A 15,491-nucleotide genomic window follows, 5' to 3' on the forward strand; every position below is an offset into this window, starting at 1 on the left:
GACAGCCCGACGGCCCGTACAATCCGGCAGCCGTAAGACCCGGCAGCCGTACAACCCAGAAGCCCGTACAACCCGAGAGCACAGTGCAAATAGACTCGTATGGTGCCAACACGCCTCACCAACTACTTTGTCAAGACCCTCCGCGAAGATCCTTCCGACGCCGAGGTGACCAGCCACCGTCTGCTCGTGCGGGCGGGGTACATCCGGCGGCAGGCGCCGGGCATCTTCGCCTGGCTGCCGCTGGGGCTTCGGGTCAAGAGCAAGATCGAAGCGATCATCCGTGACGAGATGACGAATGCGGGCGCTCACGAGGTGCACTTTCCGGCCTTGCTGCCGAAAGAGCCCTACGAGGTCACCAATCGGTATGTCGAGTACGGCGACGGAATGTTCCGCCTCAACGACCGGCGCGGTGCCGGCTATGTGCTCGCTCCGACGCACGAAGAAGTCTTCACCCTGCTGGTGAAAGACCTCTACAACAGCTATAAAGACCTGCCGCTGTCGATCTACCAGATTCAAGACAAGTACCGCGACGAGGCCAGGCCCCGCGCGGGCCTCCTGCGCGGCCGCGAGTTCACGATGAAAGACGCGTACTCGTTCGACTACACTGATGCCGGGCTCGACGCTTCATATCAGGCCCAGCGCGACGCCTACGAACGCATCTTCACCCGCCTCGGTCTCGAGTACGTCATCGTGAAGGCAGACGCGGGCGCAATGGGCGGATCGAAGAGCGAAGAGTTCTTGCACCCGACAGCCGTCGGCGAAGACACCTTCGTGCGGTCGGCGGGTGGATACGCAGCGAACGTCGAGGCGTTCACCACACTCGCGCCGCCGGAGAGGTCGTTCGAAGGCCTGACCCCGGCCGAAGTCGTCGATACCCCCGACACCCCCACCATCGCGACGCTGGTCGAGGCTGCCAACGCCGTGCATCCGCGGCCCGACGGCACGCCCTGGAACGCCGGCGAGACACTGAAGAACGTCGTGCTGGCGCTGACGCACCTCGACCACACTCGCGAGATCGTCGTCGTCGGGCTGCCGGGCGACCGCGAGGTCGACCTGAAGCGTGCCGAGGTGGCGTTCGCTCCGGCTGAGGTCGATCCTGCAACCGACGACGATTTCGCGCTGCACCCCGGGCTCGTCAAGGGCTACATCGGGCCCTGGTCGCCCGAAGGCGCGGTTCTCGGCGAGAAGTCGAGCACGGGCATCCGTTATTTCGTCGACCCTCGAGTCGTGAGCGGCAGCGGGTGGATCACCGGGTCGAACATTCACGGCAAACACGTCTTCGGTCTGGTTGCCGGGCGTGACTTCACGGCCGACGCCACGATCGAGATCGCCGAGGTCAAGGCGGGCGACCCCGCTCCCGACGGCTCCGGGCCCGTCGAACTGGCCCGCGGTATGGAGATCGGGCACGTCTTTCAGCTCGGTCGTAAGTACGCCGAGGCTCTCGGGCTGAAGGTTCTCGATGAGAACGGCAAGCTCGTGACGGTCACGATGGGGTCGTATGGAATCGGTGTGACGCGCATTCTGGCGATCATCGCCGAGCTGAACAACGACGACAAGGGCCTCATCTGGCCACCGGCCGTTTCGCCGTTCGATGTGTACGTGGTCGCGGCCGGGCGGGCTGGAAAAGACGACGCCATCTTCGAAGCCGCCGAGACGATCGTGGCCGATCTCGAGCGCTCGGGTCGGTCGGTGTTGTACGACGATCGCCCGAAGGTGTCGCCGGGAGTAAAATTCGGCGATGCCGAGTTGATCGGAGTGCCGAAGATCGTGATCGTCGGCAGGGGAGTGGTCGACGGAACAGTCGAGCTGTGGAACCGTGCGAGCGGCGAACGTCTCGAAGTCGCCGTGGGCGCCGTAGCCGACGCGCTGTAACTCACACCCTGCAGTAAACCTCGGGGTGGCGGGCCGGGCAAACTCCCAATCTGCTCAACTTAGACTTGAAGGATGCAAATGGCCGGGTTTCGGCCGTTCACGCTTTACGAAGGATTTCATGACCGCTCAGAATGCCACCTTCCGGCATCAGAACTCTGCGCTTCTCGCCGTCAAGGCGCACCTCGCACCGCTGGTCGTCACCAGCGAAGAAATCGACTCGCGCCTCGCTGAAGCGCTCACCAGGCTCCGTCTTCCCACGGGGCTGTTGCAGCGTGTTGCCGGTGTCATCTCGCGGCGCAACTGGGATGAATCCGAGGGCGGTGGCGGCATGACCTTCGACGGCGCCGCCGCAGCTGCCGCAAAGTCGGCCCTGGCCGAAGCGAACGTCGACCCCAGCGAGGTCGGCCTGCTCATCAACACGTCGGTGACGCGTAAGCACTTGGAGCCGTCGGTTGCGGTGGGCATCCATCACGCCCTCGGGCTGCCGCCGTCGGCGATGAACTTCGACATCACGAACGCCTGCCTCGGGTTCGTGAACGGCATGACGCTCGCCTCCCAGATGATCGACTCCGGCCAGATCAAGTACGCGGTGATCGTCGACGGTGAAGACTCCAACGAGATTCAGGCGAACACGATCAACCGGCTCTCGCAGCCCGGCATTTCGCGAAAAGACTTCGTAAACGAATTCGCTTCGCTCACCCTCGGTTCTGGTGCCGCTGCAGCCGTGATCGGCCCGGCGGATGCTCACCCCGAAGGTCATCGCATCATGGGCGGTATCTCGCGGGCCGGCACCGAGCACCATTTGCTCTGCGTCGGCGACAAAGACGGAATGTTCACGCACACGAAAGAGCTGCTCGCGGGCGGCATGGCGCTCGTCGTCGAGGCCTGGAAAGAGGCCAAGAGCTCGTGGGATTGGCAGAAGATGGATCGCTACATCTTGCACCAGGTCTCCGACGTGCACACCGACTCCATCGTGAAGGCGGCGAAGCTCGACCGCAAGAAGATTCCGCTGACCTACCCGATCTTCGGCAACGTGGGCCCGGCTTCTCTGCCGATGACACTCGCGCTTGAGGTCGAGAAGCTCGTGAAGGGTCAGCGTGTTCTGTGCATGGGGGTCGGGTCGGGCATCAACACCGCCATGACCGAAATCGTCTGGTAGTGGCGGCTGGGTCGGCCGGGCGCGGGCACGGGCGCGGGCAGGCGCGCGGGCAGGGCGGCACGGGCGGTAGCGCGGCGTCGTATCCGCCAGCAGGGCTGCCGGGGCTGAACGAGCGCTGGTCGAAGCTCGTCACGACGCCCGATTCGAGCGGGGTGCCGCGCACCTGGCATCTGCTCGACAACGAATCCGAGCTGGCGGCGGCCGGGTTGACACCGACGGGCACGATTCTGTGCGTGCACGGCAACCCGACGTGGTCGTATCTGTGGCGGTCGGTGCTGGCAGAAGCCGTGCGGGCCGGTGCGGGTGCGGATGCTCGTGCGACAGGCGATAGCGGTGGGCGCGCGGGCGCGGGGGAAGCGGCAGGCAGCGCGCAGGTCTGGCGGGTCATCGCGGTCGATCAGCTCGAGATGGGCTTCTCCGAGCGCTCGGATGAGACCCGCACGCTAGCGCGCCGCATCGCCGATCTCGGGGCACTGACCGACACACTCGGTCTCGAGGGGCCCGTGGTCACGCTCGGGCATGACTGGGGCGGAGTAGTTTCGCTCGGCTGGGCGGTCGATCATCCAGAACTTCTCGCCGGGGTCATGCTGCTGAACACCGCTGTGCACCAGCCCGAGCAGTTTCCGCTGCCCGCTGCGCTGCGCCTGGTGCTCAAACGGTCGATGCTGACGTCGACCACCGTGCACACGACGGCGTTTCTCGACACAACACTGGCTATCGCGCATCCGTCGTTGGCTCCGGATGTTCGGCGAGCCTTTCGCGCACCGTACCGCAGCGCGGCACGGCGGGCAGGCATCGGCGCCTTCGTCGCCGACATTCCCGTCGACGAGTCGCACGTCAGCTACGCCGAATTGACCCGGGTGGCGACGGGGGTTGCGGCGCTGACCGTGCCCGCGATCATGCTCTGGGGCCCGCGCGATCCGGTGTTCAGCGACCGCTACCTCGGTGACCTCATGGAGCGGCTGCCGCAGGCCGATGTCACCCGGTTCGAGAATGCGGGGCACCTCGTCGGCGAAGACGTGGCGGTGGCGCCGATACTGCTGAGCTGGCTCGGCGAGCGGGTTGGAAGGGCCGGCGGTGGGCAGGCTGCCTCAGTCGAAGCTGGCTCCGCCGAAGACGGCCTATCCGAACATGGCTCGGTCGAAGACGGCCCCGCCGAAGACGGCACGGTCGAAGACGGCCTGGTCGAAGACGGCTTGGCCGAACACGCGCCAGCCGAGTACAGACCGCTGTGGGCCACGCTGCTCGAGCGGGCCGCCGACCCGGCGGCCGCAGTGGTCGAGATGCTCCCCAAACGCACGGGCGGTGGCCAGCGCACGGTCAGCTGGCGCTTGCTCGCCTGGCGCGTGGACGAGATCGCGGCCGGGCTACGGGCGGTCGGAGTCGCGAAGGGCGACCGGGTGTCGTTGCTGATCCCGCCGGGAGCCGACCTCACGGCGGTGCTCTACGCCTGCCTGCGCATCGGCGCGGTTGTCGTCGTCGCCGACGCCGGCCTCGGCGTGCGCGGTCTCAGCCGAGCGGTTCGCGGAGCCCTCCCGCAGCACGTCATCGGTATCGAACGTGCTCTCGCGGCCGGCCGCGCGCTCGGCTGGCCGGGGCAGAAGATTTCGGTGCATACCCTCTCTCGTACCCTCGCGGCGACGCTCGGTGTGCAGCACTCCCTTGCCGACCTCGCGCGATTGGGCCGTGCTCGACTCGCGGCCGGCGGTGCCTCCACGGGTGGCGGTTCAGTTGGCGGGGTTGCAGCGGGTGGCGATGCAGCTCGTGGCGATGCAGCGAGTGGGGTTGCTGCGGGTGGCCAACGGATGCCCGCGCCAGACGACACCGCAGCGATCCTGTTCACCTCGGGATCGACCGGGCCGGCGAAAGGCGTCGTCTACACGCATCGACAGCTGAGCGCTCTGGTCGCAGTGGTGAGGGAGCGATTCGGCATCGACGGGTCGACCGGGCTCGTCGCGGGATTCGCCCCGTTTGCCCTGCTGGGTCCGGCGCTCGGCGCCACGTCCGTCACTCCCGACATGGATGTCACCGCTCCGAAGACCTTGACTGCGACTGCCGTCGCCGATGCCGCCCGTGCCGTCTCGGCGACCGTCGTCTTCGCTTCTCCCGCTGCTCTCACGAACGTGGTGGAGACGTCGGCCGTGTTGACCCTTCCGCAGCGGCGAGTGCTGGGACGGGTGAAGACGGTGCTCTCCGCCGGGGCTCCGCTGCCGGTGCCGCTGCTCGAAGCGGTTCAGTCGCTGATGCCCGACGCGAGCATCCACACCCCGTACGGAATGACCGAGGGGCTGCTGATGACCGACATCACGCTCGGCGAGATTCTGCGGGCGGAAGCAGAAGCAGAGGCGCTGGCAGAGGCGCAGCAGGAAGCCCGTCGAGACGACTCGACAGACTCAACAAGCGCGCATCACCCTGGGGGAGTCTGCGTCGGCAGGCCGATCGCGGGTGTGCACATTCTGCTGAGCCCGCTCGACGACGAGGGCCGTTCGGTGGCCGACTTAACGGAGCTGCCCGGAGTGACGGGCGAGATCGTCGTGTCGGCGCCGCACCTGAAGAACAACTACGACCAGCTCTGGCTGACCGATCGCGAGGCGACGAGGCAAACCCCCGCGGTGGGGCGCTGGCATCGCACCGGCGACGTCGGGCACTTCGACGCAGCCGGCCGGCTGTGGGTCGAGGGTCGCCTCGTGCACGTCGTGACGACCGCCTCGGGCGTGCTGACCCCGGTCGGCATCGAACAGCGTGCCGAGAGTCTGCCCGATGTGCGGCGGGCTGCACTCGTGGCGGTGGGCCCGGTGGGCACGCAACAGCCTGTCGTCGTGGTGGAGCTTGCCGCCGACCACGTGCGCCACGACGGCAGCGGTTCGGGTCGTGGCCTGCGCGCCCGCGGCGGCCACCTGGCGTCGACGGAGCTGGTGCAGAAGATTCGCAGAGTGACGGGCGTCGATGTGGTCGCGGTGCTCGTCATCGGCGAGATGCCCACCGACATCAGACACAACTCCAAGATCGATCGTGCGGGGCTCTCCCGTTGGGCGACTGCGTTGCTCGCCGGCCGGCGCCCGCCGAAGCTCGGCACGCCCGGCCAGGGCATGCCGTGACCGTTCTCGTCACGGGGGCCAGCGGGATGCTCGGCAGGGCGGTCGCCACCGAAGTGGTTGTGCAGGCCGAGCGTGCGGCGAGTCGCGGCGAAGCGGTAGCTCGAGGCGAGATAGTGCGCACTTTTCAGCGCGGCGAATCCGGACTCCGTGGAGTCGTGCCTGGGGTCACGGATGCCCGGGGCTCACTGACCGACCGTGCGAGTGTGCGGGCGGCCGTCGAGGGCGTCGACGCGGTCATCCATCTCGCCGCGAAGGTGTCGATGGCCGGCCGGCCAGAGGAGTTCGACGCGGTCAACGTCGAGGGAACCCGCACGTTGCTCGAGGAGTGCCGAGCGGCCGGAGTGAGCCGATTCGTGATGGTGTCGTCGCCGTCGGTGGCGCACGCGGGGCTCTCGGTGGTGGGCGACGATGCGTTGCCGGCCGATCCGGAGCGGGCGCGCGGAGAGTATGCCCGCAGCAAGGCCGAAGCCGAGTTGCTGGCCCTCGCGGCAGACGAGCCCGGCTTCGCGGTGGTGGCGGTCAGGCCGCACATCGTTTGGGGGCCGGGCGACACTCAGCTCATCGAGCGCATCGTCGAGCGTTCTCGCCGGGGCCGGCTCCCGTTGCTGAGCGGCGGCCGTGCGCTCATCGACACCACGTATATCGACAACGCTGCGACGGCCATCGTCGCTGCACTGAACCGGGTCGAGGCGGTACACGGTCAGTCGTATGTCATCACGAATGGTGAGCCGCGCACCGTCGCCGAGCTGCTGGGCGGTATCTGCCGGGCCGCGGGCGTGCCCGGGCCGCGGTTCAGCGTGCCCGCGCCCTTGGCGCGAGAAGCCGGGGGTCTCATCGAGCGGGTCTGGAACCTGCGCGTGCACGATGACGAGCCGCCGATGACGAGATTCCTCGCCGAGCAGCTCTCGACCTCGCACTGGTATGACCAGCGCCGTACCCGACACGATCTGCAGTGGCAGCCGAGCGTCAGCCTCGACGAGGGGCTCGCGCGCCTGGCGGAGTGGTACCGCGTGAATGGGCAGCGGGTGAATGGGCAGCGCGGGTAGCGCGTGAGCGGGCAGCGTGGGTAGCGCGTGAATGGGCGGCGAGCGGATGGGCGGCGAAGCGATGCGGGTGCCGCGCGGCCGATTGTCGGCTATTCTGGGTAGCTGGGAGAAGCACCCACCCACCCAATTGAATACAGAAAAGAAGGAGGCCGGCCGTGGATATCGACCTCAGCGTGCTCAAGCTCATGGAGCGCGAGCGAGACATTCCCTTCGATGAGCTTGTGCAGATCATCGAACAGGCGATTCTGACCGCCTACCTCAAGCACACCGGTCAGAGCGATCGCGGTCCGGGCGATCGCGGTCCGGGCGAACACCAGGGCGCCGCCGGTTCAAGCCATGCCGGTGCGGGCCATGCCGGTGCGGGCGCGGGTTCCGCTGCCGCCGGCCACGGGCATCCGTCAGCCGTGCATTCGTCGGCTGCGCATTCGTCGGCAGCGCATTCGTCAGCAGACGAGCCCGCCAAGGCCCGCGTGCACCTCGACCGAAAGACCGGTCACGTCAGTATCTTCGTGCCCGAATACGACGACGAGGGCGCCGTCATCGGCGAGAGCGAAGACAACCCGAGCGACTTCGGCCGCATTGCCGCCTTCGCGGCGAAGCAGGTCATCAACCAGCGGCTGCGCGACATCGCCGACGACGCGGTGCTCGGCGAGTTCAAGGGCCGAGAGGGCGACATCGTCGCCGGCGTCATTCAGCAGGGGCCGAACCCCCGCATGATCCACGTGGACCTCGGCACGGTCGAGGCCATCATGCCGCCCGAAGAGCAGGTGGCCGGCGAGACCTATTCGCACGGCAACCGCATCCGGGTGTATGTCACGGCGGTATCGAAGGGGCTCAAGGGCCCGCAGATCACCGTGTCGCGCACGCATCCGTCACTCGTTCGCAAGCTCTTCGCGCTCGAAGTGCCCGAGATCGCCAGCGGGCTCGTCGAGATCGTCTCGCTCGCGCGCGAGGCGGGTCACCGCACCAAGATCGCGGTGCGCGCCACCGAACCCGGCATCAACGCGAAGGGCGCCTGCATCGGTGAACTCGGCCAGCGAGTTCGTGCCGTCACCGCCGAACTCGGCAACGAGAAGATCGACATCGTCGACTACTCGGATGATCTGCCCACGTTCGTCGCGAATGCGCTGTCACCGGCGAAGGTCACCAGCTCGTTCGTCATCGACGCGTCGTTGAAGGCGGTGCGCGCACTGGTGCCCGACTACCAGCTCTCGCTCGCCATCGGCAAAGAGGGTCAGAACGCGCGCCTTGCGGCGAAGCTGACCGGCGCGAAGATCGACATTCAGCCCGATTCCATTCTCGAGGGTGACTGAGCTGAGCGTGCCGCGTCACATCGTGCGTGGCGCTTACAGTCGTACAGAAAATTGGCAGTGCTAGAATGGAACCTGTAAGAACGTGCGTCGGATGCCGAGCACGCGCCGAGAAATCTTCTCTTTTGAGGGTTGTGGCCCAGAATTCAATCCTGGTCGTCGATGAGACGGCCACATTGCCCGGGCGCGGTGCGTATCTGCACGAGACTGCAGCGTGTTTTCAGAACGCTGTGAAACGCAGGGCTTTCGGGCGTGCGCTTCGCATCGAGTCGTCAACTGGGTCACCACTTGACACGGCCAACCTACAGACAAGGCTGAACGGCATTGTGAACAACTAATGAGCGACAACTAATGAGTGACTCGAAATGAGTCCCGCACGTAGCTGAGGCCTGCCCCTGTTCGGGAGTAGGCCCGAACAAGGAGAATTGTGGCAAAACCACGCGTACACGAGATCGCGAGCGAACTCGGCGTCGACAGCAAGGTCGCTCTGGCCAAGCTGAAAGAAATGGGTCAGTTCGTCAAGGGCCCCTCATCGAGCATCGAGCCCCCGGTCGCCCGCCGGCTCAAAGAAGCACTTCAGGCCGAGAGCGCTGAGGCTAAAGCCAGCGGTGGCGCGGGCACGCAGTCGGCAGGTGCGCAGTCGGCAGGTGCGCAGTCCGGCGGTTCGGCGAGTGCGTCGGGTAGCGTCGCTGCCGCCACCGCCGTGCGCCCGGGCACCCGCCCCGGCCCTGCGACTCCGGGCTCATCCACCTCCGGTGGATCGACGACCGGCCCCGGCCGCACCCCCAGCGGTGCACCGAGCTCCGCCCGTTCGGGTGGCTCGTCTGCTCCGACACCGTCGCGACAGGGCAGCACGACGGCAGCTCAGACGAGCAGCCCCGCGCCCGCTTCCCCTGCATCGGCGGCTCCCGCTGCTTCAGGTTCGGCTGCGTCAGGTACTTCGGCTGGGTCCGGTACTTCGGCGCCGACGTCGCCTGCTGCTGCGCCCGGTGCTTCTGCGACCTCAGCTGCTCCGGCAGGTTCCGCACCTGCGGCGGCGTCTGCACCGACATCCTCTGCTTCGGCGGCATCAGCGGCAACGACCGGCGCGACCGCCGGTGGCGCTCCCACGCCTGGCAGCGTTCCGCGCCCGGGCGGTCCTCGCCCCGGCAACAACCCGTTCGCTTCGAGTCAGGGCATGCAGCGCCCCGGCGCACCACGCCCGGGCAACAACCCGTTTGCGAGCCAGCAGGGCATGTCCAGCGGCCAGGCCCCCCGGCCCGGCGCGCCGACACCCAGCAGCACGCCCAGTAACATTCCTCGCCCCGGCGCGCCGCGCCCCGGTGCACCTCGCCCGGGCGCCCCGCGCCCCGGCGGAGCAGGCCAGGGCGCGCGCCCCGGCGGCTTCGGTGCTCGTCCGGCCGGTGCCGGCGGATTCCGTCCCGGTGGCGCCGGTGGCGCTCGTCCGGCTGGTGCCGGCGGGTTCCGTCCCGGTGGCGCTCCCGGTGCCGGCGGTGGCAACACCTTCGGTGCACCGCGCCCCGCAGCAGGAGCCGGCGGCCGCGGCCGTGGCCCCGGCGGCGGTACCGCAGGTGCCTTCGGTCGTGGTGGCGGGCGTGCGAAAGCGCGCAAGTCGAAGCGTACGAAGAGAGCAGAATTCGAACTGAGAGAGGCTCCCTCGCTCGGTGGTGTGAGTGTTCCTCGCGGTGACGGCACCACGATCATCCGGTTGCGCCGCGGCGCGTCGATCACCGACTTCGCCGACAAGATCGACGCGAGCCCGGGCAACCTGGTGACCGTGCTGTTCCACCTCGGTGAGATGGCCACGGCGACCGAGTCGCTCGACGAGGCGACCTTCGGCGTGCTGGGTGAAGAACTGGGTTACAAGATCCAGATGGTCTCGCCCGAAGACGAAGACCGCGAGCTGCTGCTCGGCTTCGACATCGACATCGATGAAGAACTCAGCCTGGAGACCGACGAAGAGCTCGAGATCCGCCCGCCGGTCGTCACCGTCATGGGTCACGTCGACCACGGTAAGACCCGCTTGCTCGACGCCATTCGTAACGCGAACGTCGTCGCCGGTGAGGCAGGTGGCATCACCCAGCACATCGGTGCCTACCAGGTCATCACCGAGCACGAGGGCATCGAGCGCGCCATCACCTTCATCGACACACCGGGCCACGAGGCGTTCACCGCCATGCGTGCCCGTGGTGCGCAGGTCACCGACATCGCGGTTCTGGTTGTGGCGGCCGACGACGGCATCATGCCGCAGACCATCGAGGCTTTGAACCACGCCCAGGCGGCCAACGTGCCGATCGTGGTCGCGGTGAACAAGATCGACGTTCCCGGCGCCAACCCGGCCAAGGTGCGCCAGCAGCTCACCGAATTCGGCCTCGTCGCCGAAGAATACGGCGGAGACGTCATGTTCGTCGACGTGTCGGCGCGTAACAACACGAACATCGACAAGCTGCTCGATGCCGTGCTGCTCACCGCAGACGCAGGCCTCGACCTGCGGGCCAACCCGAACAAGGATGCCCGAGGGGTCGCCATCGAGGCGAAGCTCGACAAGGGGCGCGGTGCGGTTGCTACCGTACTCATCCAGTCGGGTACCTTGCACGTCGGTGACGCCATCGTGGCCGGAACGGCCTACGGCCGCGTTCGGGCGATGCACGACGAGAACGGCAAGACGGTCGAGACCGCCACGCCGTCTCGCCCCGTGCAGGTTCAGGGTCTGTCGTCGGTGCCTCGCGCCGGTGACACCTTCCTGGTCACCGAAGAAGACCGCACCGCCCGCCAGATCGCTGAAAAGCGTGAAGCCGTCGAGCGCAACGCCCTGCTGGCCCGTGCCCGCAAGCGCATCTCGCTCGAAGACTTCACCAAGGCGCTCGAAGAGGGCAAGGTCGAGTCGCTCAACCTCATCATTAAGGGTGACGTTTCGGGTGCCGTCGAGGCGCTCGAAGAGTCGCTGCTCAAGATCGAGGTCGACGATTCGGTTCAGCTGCGCATCATCCACCGCGGTGTGGGTGCCGTCACGGCATCCGACGTCGACCTGGCGACGATCGACAATGCGATCATCATCGGGTTCAACGTGCGCCCCGACCCGAAGGCCCGCGAACGCGCGGCCCGCGAGGGTGTGGATGTTCGGTTCTACTCGGTCATCTACAACGCGCTCGAAGACATCGAGAACTCGCTCAAGGGCATGCTCAAGCCCGAGTTCGAAGAGGTGCAGTCGGGTGTCGCCGAGATCCGCGAGATCTTCCGCTCGTCGAAGTTCGGCAACATCGCCGGTGTCATCGTGCGGTCGGGAACGATCACGCGAAACGCCAAGGCGCGCGTCATCCGCGAGGGTGTTGTGGTCGGAGACAACCTGGCCATCGAGTCGCTGCGTCGTTTCAAAGACGACGTCACCGAGGTTCGTACGGACTTCGAGGCCGGTATCGGTCTTGGCAAGTTCAACGACATTCAGATCGGCGACGAGATCGAGACGATCGAAATGAAAGAGAAGCCCCGGGTTTAATCGGTGGTCGCGGGGTCCCTGTCGATTTCTCTCCTGAGAAACGACGGGGACCCCTACCCCGAGTTTCCCAAGAGAGAAATCGACAGGGACCCCGCTCGCGATATCACCCTGTGGTGTAAAGGGTTGGGGCGAGAGAAGTGGAGCAGGAAGTGGTTGACGAAGCCAGGGCCCGCAAGTTGGCGGACCGCATCAAAGTCATCGTGGCCAAGAAGCTCGAGCGCGGAATCAAAGACCCGCGCCTGGGCTTCGTCACCATCACCGACGTGCGCGTGACGGGTGATCTGCAGCACGCGTCGATCTTCTACACGGTGTACGGCACCGATGAAGAGCGCGCCGACAGCGCCGCCGCACTCAAGTCGGCGACGGGCATGCTGCGCACCGAGGTGGGCAAGAACATCACGTCGCGGCTCACGCCGTCGCTGGAGTTCATCGCCGACGGCATTCCCGAGAACGCGAAGCTCATCGATTCGCTGCTGAACGAGGCTCGCGCCCGCGACGCCGAGGTCGAGCGGCTCGCGAAGCAGGGCAGTTATGCTGGCGACGCCGATCCGTACGTCAAGCCCCGGGTGTTGAGTTCCGAAGCCGAGGAGGCCGCTCTCGAAGAGGCCGCAGGCTTCGACGAGCAGCCGCCGGTCGGGTTCGCGGCAGAAACGGATTCGTCGAAATAGTTTCGAGGGAGATTCGTCGGAGCACACGGCACATGTCGACAATACGTCGGGATGCGGGCTGTGCTCCGACGAAACTCCCGCGCGGCTGAGGCCGAGTTACCCTGCGGTGGCGGAGAGGGCGGCAGCAACCGCCGCTACGACGGCCTCGGGGGTCACGAAGTCTCCGCTGCGCTCGACGCCGTGCACCAGGTCGACCAGAACCTGGTTGATCGCGGCCGTGCGACCCGCCGCGCGAGCCTCGGCGACCACGGCGCCGTTGAGGTAGTCGATCTCGGTGAGCTGACCGCGACGGATGCTCTGCAGCGTCGATCCCGGATTCGGCGTCTCGCCCATGCGGCGCGCCATCAGCCGCGGCAACGCACCGCCGACCCGCAGCGGCGCAGCAGCGAACACCCGAAGCAGCGTGTTGCTGAGGCCCTGCACCTTGCCGTAATGGATGCCACGGGCGAAACCGGTTCGCACCGCCTCGCGCATGCTCGCAGTGATGACGGGGTTGAGCAGCGGATGCGTCAGCGTCTGCTGTGCGCTGAGCCCGGTGATCGCCGGCATGGCGTTGACCTGGTTCACGATGAGCTTGGTCCACTGCGCACCGCGGAAGTTGCCGATCGCCTCGGCCGGAATGGCGCCCGCCAGCACGCCGGTTGCGGCCCGGATCGCCGGGCTCGGCGCATCGACTCCGGCGCCGACATATGTGGGCCCCGAGGTGGTCACCGTGATCTCGCCCGGCGCAAGGTAGCTCGTGGCGTAGAGGGCGAGAGCGCCCATCCAGGTGGCGTCGGGCAGAGCCGCTTCAGCCGTGTCGAGCGCCTCGAGGCCGTTCTGCACGATGACGACAGGAAGGCCCCGCAAGACATCGGCGTTCGCCTCGATGGCCGCCCGGGCATCCTGAGCCTTGGTGCAGACGAGAGCGAGCTCGGGCCGCACGGTGAGGGTCTCGTTCGCGCTCACTCGGGCGACGTGCTCGCCCCAGGCTCCGCGCAACCGGATGCCCTGCTGCCGAATCACGGCCAGATTCTCTCCGCGTGCTGCGAGTTCGACCGAGTGACCGGCCCGATCGAGTGCGGCGGCGATGCTGCCACCGATAGCACCGGCGCCCACGATAGCGATCTGCATGTCTTCCAGGCTAGAGGGTGTTGCGTGGCGAGATGACCCTGCGAGCCCCGGAGGCCCGGTGACCCTGGTGACCCTGGTGACCCTGGTGACCCGCGAGGTTCACGGCAGGGTGAAGCCGTTCGGTGCTTCGACGGCAAGACCGTCGGCAAGCAGACCGGTCAGCGCGCGAGCGAGCTGCACCGGATCGGGCCATAACGCGTCGAGCTCGTGACGCGGCACCGACGTCGAGGTGTCGTGAGCTACGCGCAGCGCGGCGAGAACGATGCCTCGCACCTGGCGGTCGGAGCCCTCGTACTTCTTCTGCACCGCTTTTCGCGGGCCGCTGTAGCCGGGGTAGCCCGCCGCACGCCAGGCGCAGACGCTGATCAGCGGGCAGAGCTCGCAGCGCGGCGCCCGGGCGGTGCAGATGACGGCGCCGAGTTCCATCATGCCGGCGTTGAAGGAGCGCGCCTCGGCGTGGCCTTCGGGCAGCAGAGCGGTCATGGCCGCGAGGTCGGCGCGGGCGGCAGGGGGCCCCGGCTCGGCGTGCCCGGCGACCGCGCGGGCGATCACCCGGCGGATGTTCGTGTCGACCACCGGGTGCCGGTCGCCGTAGGCGAAGGCGGCGACGGCGCGAGCCGTGTAGTCGCCGACTCCGGGCAGGGCGAGCAGAGCATCCACGTCGCGCGGAACCACGCCGTCGTGCCGCTCGACGATCGCCACGGCGGCAGCGTGCAGCCACAGCGCGCGCCGCGGATAACCGAGGGACTGCCACGCACGCACGGCGTCGCCGGGGGAGGAGGCCGCGAGATCGGCCGGAGCGGGCCAGCGATCGAGCCATTCGGCCAGACGCGGAATCACGCGCGAGACGGGGGTCTGCTGCAGCATGAACTCGCTGACGAGGGTGCCCCAGGCGGTGAATCCGGGGCGGCGCCAGGGAAGGTCGCGGGCGTTGACCGCGAACCACGAGATGACGGCGGCGTCGAGTGAAGCGTCGTTCTGCTGCGGGGCGATCGACATCTCAGCGGGCACTGCCCCAATCTAACAATGCCAGGGCACGACCCCGCGGACTGTAGCGCTCGTAGACTGGAACAATGGTCTACCCACCGACGCCCCGCAGTGAATTCTTCGACGCCCTGGCGAACGAGATTCTGCACAATTACGCCAAGGGGCGGGTGCTGGTCGCGATCGATGGCGTGTCGGGCGGGGCCGCATTCGGCAACGACCTCGCGGTCGCCCTGCGAGAGAGTGGGCACGTTGTGTTTCGGGCCTCGATGGGCGACTTCTTGAAGCCCCGCGCCGTGCGCGCACCCCGCGGCGACTCGTCGGCCGAGGCGTATTACTCCGACTGGTTCGACTATTCTGCGTTTCTGCGCGTACTCGTTCAGCCGTTCCGCATGGGCGGCAGCGCCGGCTTCAGTACGGCGTACTTCGACGCCGCTCGTGATGTGCCGCGCGAGACGCGCTGGGTGACGGCGGGTCAAGACGCGATATTGCTCGTCGACGGACCGTTTCTGCAGCGTCCCGAGATTCGCGGCAACGCCAACTTCACGGTGTATCTCGAAACTCCCGCCGACCCGACCGCCGCGGGCCTCGACGCGCAGGAGGCGGGCGCAGCTGCGCTCTACGAGACTCAGGTGGGTCCGCGGATGCTCGCCAGCGCCATCGCGTCGCCCGGAGACACCACGACCGCCGACGGGGCCCCGCCGAAGCGGTTGTTCGCCGACCGCTGCTGACGCCGAGCGAGGCC

General features: G+C 67.4%; 11 protein-coding genes. 9 read left to right on the top strand and 2 right to left on the bottom strand.

What is annotated here, in order from left to right; all coding sequences use genetic code 11:
• Nucleotides 1-102: 102 nt before the first annotated feature.
• The 8 genes from LQ955_RS04740 (at nt 103) to rbfA (ending at nt 12,649) form a co-directional block, all read left to right on the top strand.
• A complete protein-coding gene (locus LQ955_RS04740) occupies nt 103-1,872 on the top strand; it encodes a proline--tRNA ligase (RefSeq protein ID WP_231028042.1) in 1,770 nt (589 codons plus the stop codon).
• A gap of 118 nt (nt 1,873-1,990) precedes the next feature.
• A complete protein-coding gene (locus tag LQ955_RS04745; protein ID WP_231027058.1) occupies nt 1,991-3,031 on the top strand; it encodes a 3-oxoacyl-ACP synthase III in 1,041 nt (346 codons plus the stop codon).
• Nucleotides 3,031-6,129 (top strand): alpha/beta fold hydrolase, encoded by a 3,099-nt coding sequence (locus LQ955_RS04750; protein ID WP_390623440.1) that lies wholly within the window; start codon nt 3,031-3,033, stop codon nt 6,127-6,129. Before LQ955_RS04745 ends, LQ955_RS04750 begins: the two co-directional genes overlap by 1 nt.
• Nucleotides 6,126-7,175 (top strand): NAD-dependent epimerase/dehydratase family protein, encoded by a 1,050-nt coding sequence (locus tag LQ955_RS04755; protein ID WP_231027059.1) that lies wholly within the window; start codon nt 6,126-6,128, stop codon nt 7,173-7,175. Before LQ955_RS04750 ends, LQ955_RS04755 begins: the two co-directional genes overlap by 4 nt.
• 155 nt (nt 7,176-7,330) lie before the next feature.
• On the top strand, nt 7,331-8,488 hold the full coding sequence (nusA, locus tag LQ955_RS04760) for a transcription termination factor NusA (protein WP_231027060.1): 1,158 nt from the start codon (nt 7,331-7,333) through the stop codon (nt 8,486-8,488).
• Between the two features lie 65 nt (nt 8,489-8,553).
• Nucleotides 8,554-8,823 carry a YlxR family protein gene (locus tag LQ955_RS04765; RefSeq protein ID WP_231027061.1) on the top strand — a complete coding sequence of 90 codons (270 nt, stop codon included), beginning with the start codon at nt 8,554-8,556 and terminating at the stop codon, nt 8,821-8,823.
• Nucleotides 8,824-8,912: 89 nt separating this feature from the next.
• Nucleotides 8,913-11,981, top strand: a complete 3,069-nt coding sequence (gene infB / locus LQ955_RS04770; protein ID WP_231027062.1) for a translation initiation factor IF-2 — start codon at nt 8,913-8,915, stop codon at nt 11,979-11,981.
• 149 nt (nt 11,982-12,130) lie between these two features.
• Entirely contained in the window at nt 12,131-12,649 is a 519-nt protein-coding gene (gene rbfA / locus LQ955_RS04775) for a 30S ribosome-binding factor RbfA (protein ID WP_231027063.1), read from the top strand.
• A gap of 96 nt (nt 12,650-12,745) precedes the next feature.
• Here rbfA and LQ955_RS04780 read toward each other — a convergent pair whose 3' ends face one another.
• Both LQ955_RS04780 and LQ955_RS04785 read right to left on the bottom strand, forming a co-directional pair.
• Nucleotides 12,746-13,762: a ketopantoate reductase family protein gene (locus LQ955_RS04780; protein ID WP_231027064.1), complete on the bottom strand. Its 1,017-nt coding sequence runs from the start codon at nt 13,760-13,762 to the stop codon at nt 12,746-12,748.
• A 99-nt stretch (nt 13,763-13,861) separates the two neighbouring features.
• On the bottom strand, nt 13,862-14,761 hold the full coding sequence (locus LQ955_RS04785) for an HhH-GPD family protein (RefSeq protein WP_231028044.1): 900 nt from the start codon (nt 14,759-14,761) through the stop codon (nt 13,862-13,864).
• A 74-nt stretch (nt 14,762-14,835) separates the two neighbouring features.
• Between LQ955_RS04785 and LQ955_RS04790 the strand changes: the two genes are divergently transcribed.
• Nucleotides 14,836-15,477 carry a nucleoside/nucleotide kinase family protein gene (locus tag LQ955_RS04790; RefSeq protein ID WP_231027065.1) on the top strand — a complete coding sequence of 214 codons (642 nt, stop codon included), beginning with the start codon at nt 14,836-14,838 and terminating at the stop codon, nt 15,475-15,477.
• The last annotated feature ends 14 nt before the right edge of the window (nt 15,478-15,491 follow it).

Origin of the sequence: Subtercola endophyticus (assembly GCF_021044565.1) — a bacterium.
Taxonomy (GTDB): domain Bacteria; phylum Actinomycetota; class Actinomycetes; order Actinomycetales; family Microbacteriaceae; genus Subtercola; species Subtercola endophyticus.

Coding starts and splice junctions, on each gene's coding strand:
- LQ955_RS04745 (WP_231027058.1), top strand. CDS start 1,991: ATGACCGCTCAGAATGCCACCTTCCGGCATCAGAACTCTGCGCTTCTC.
- LQ955_RS04765 (WP_231027061.1), top strand. CDS start 8,554: ATGGAACCTGTAAGAACGTGCGTCGGATGCCGAGCACGCGCCGAGAAA.
- LQ955_RS04780 (WP_231027064.1), bottom strand. CDS start 13,762: ATGCAGATCGCTATCGTGGGCGCCGGTGCTATCGGTGGCAGCATCGCC.
- LQ955_RS04785 (WP_231028044.1), bottom strand. CDS start 14,761: ATGTCGATCGCCCCGCAGCAGAACGACGCTTCACTCGACGCCGCCGTC.
- LQ955_RS04790 (WP_231027065.1), top strand. CDS start 14,836: ATGGTCTACCCACCGACGCCCCGCAGTGAATTCTTCGACGCCCTGGCG.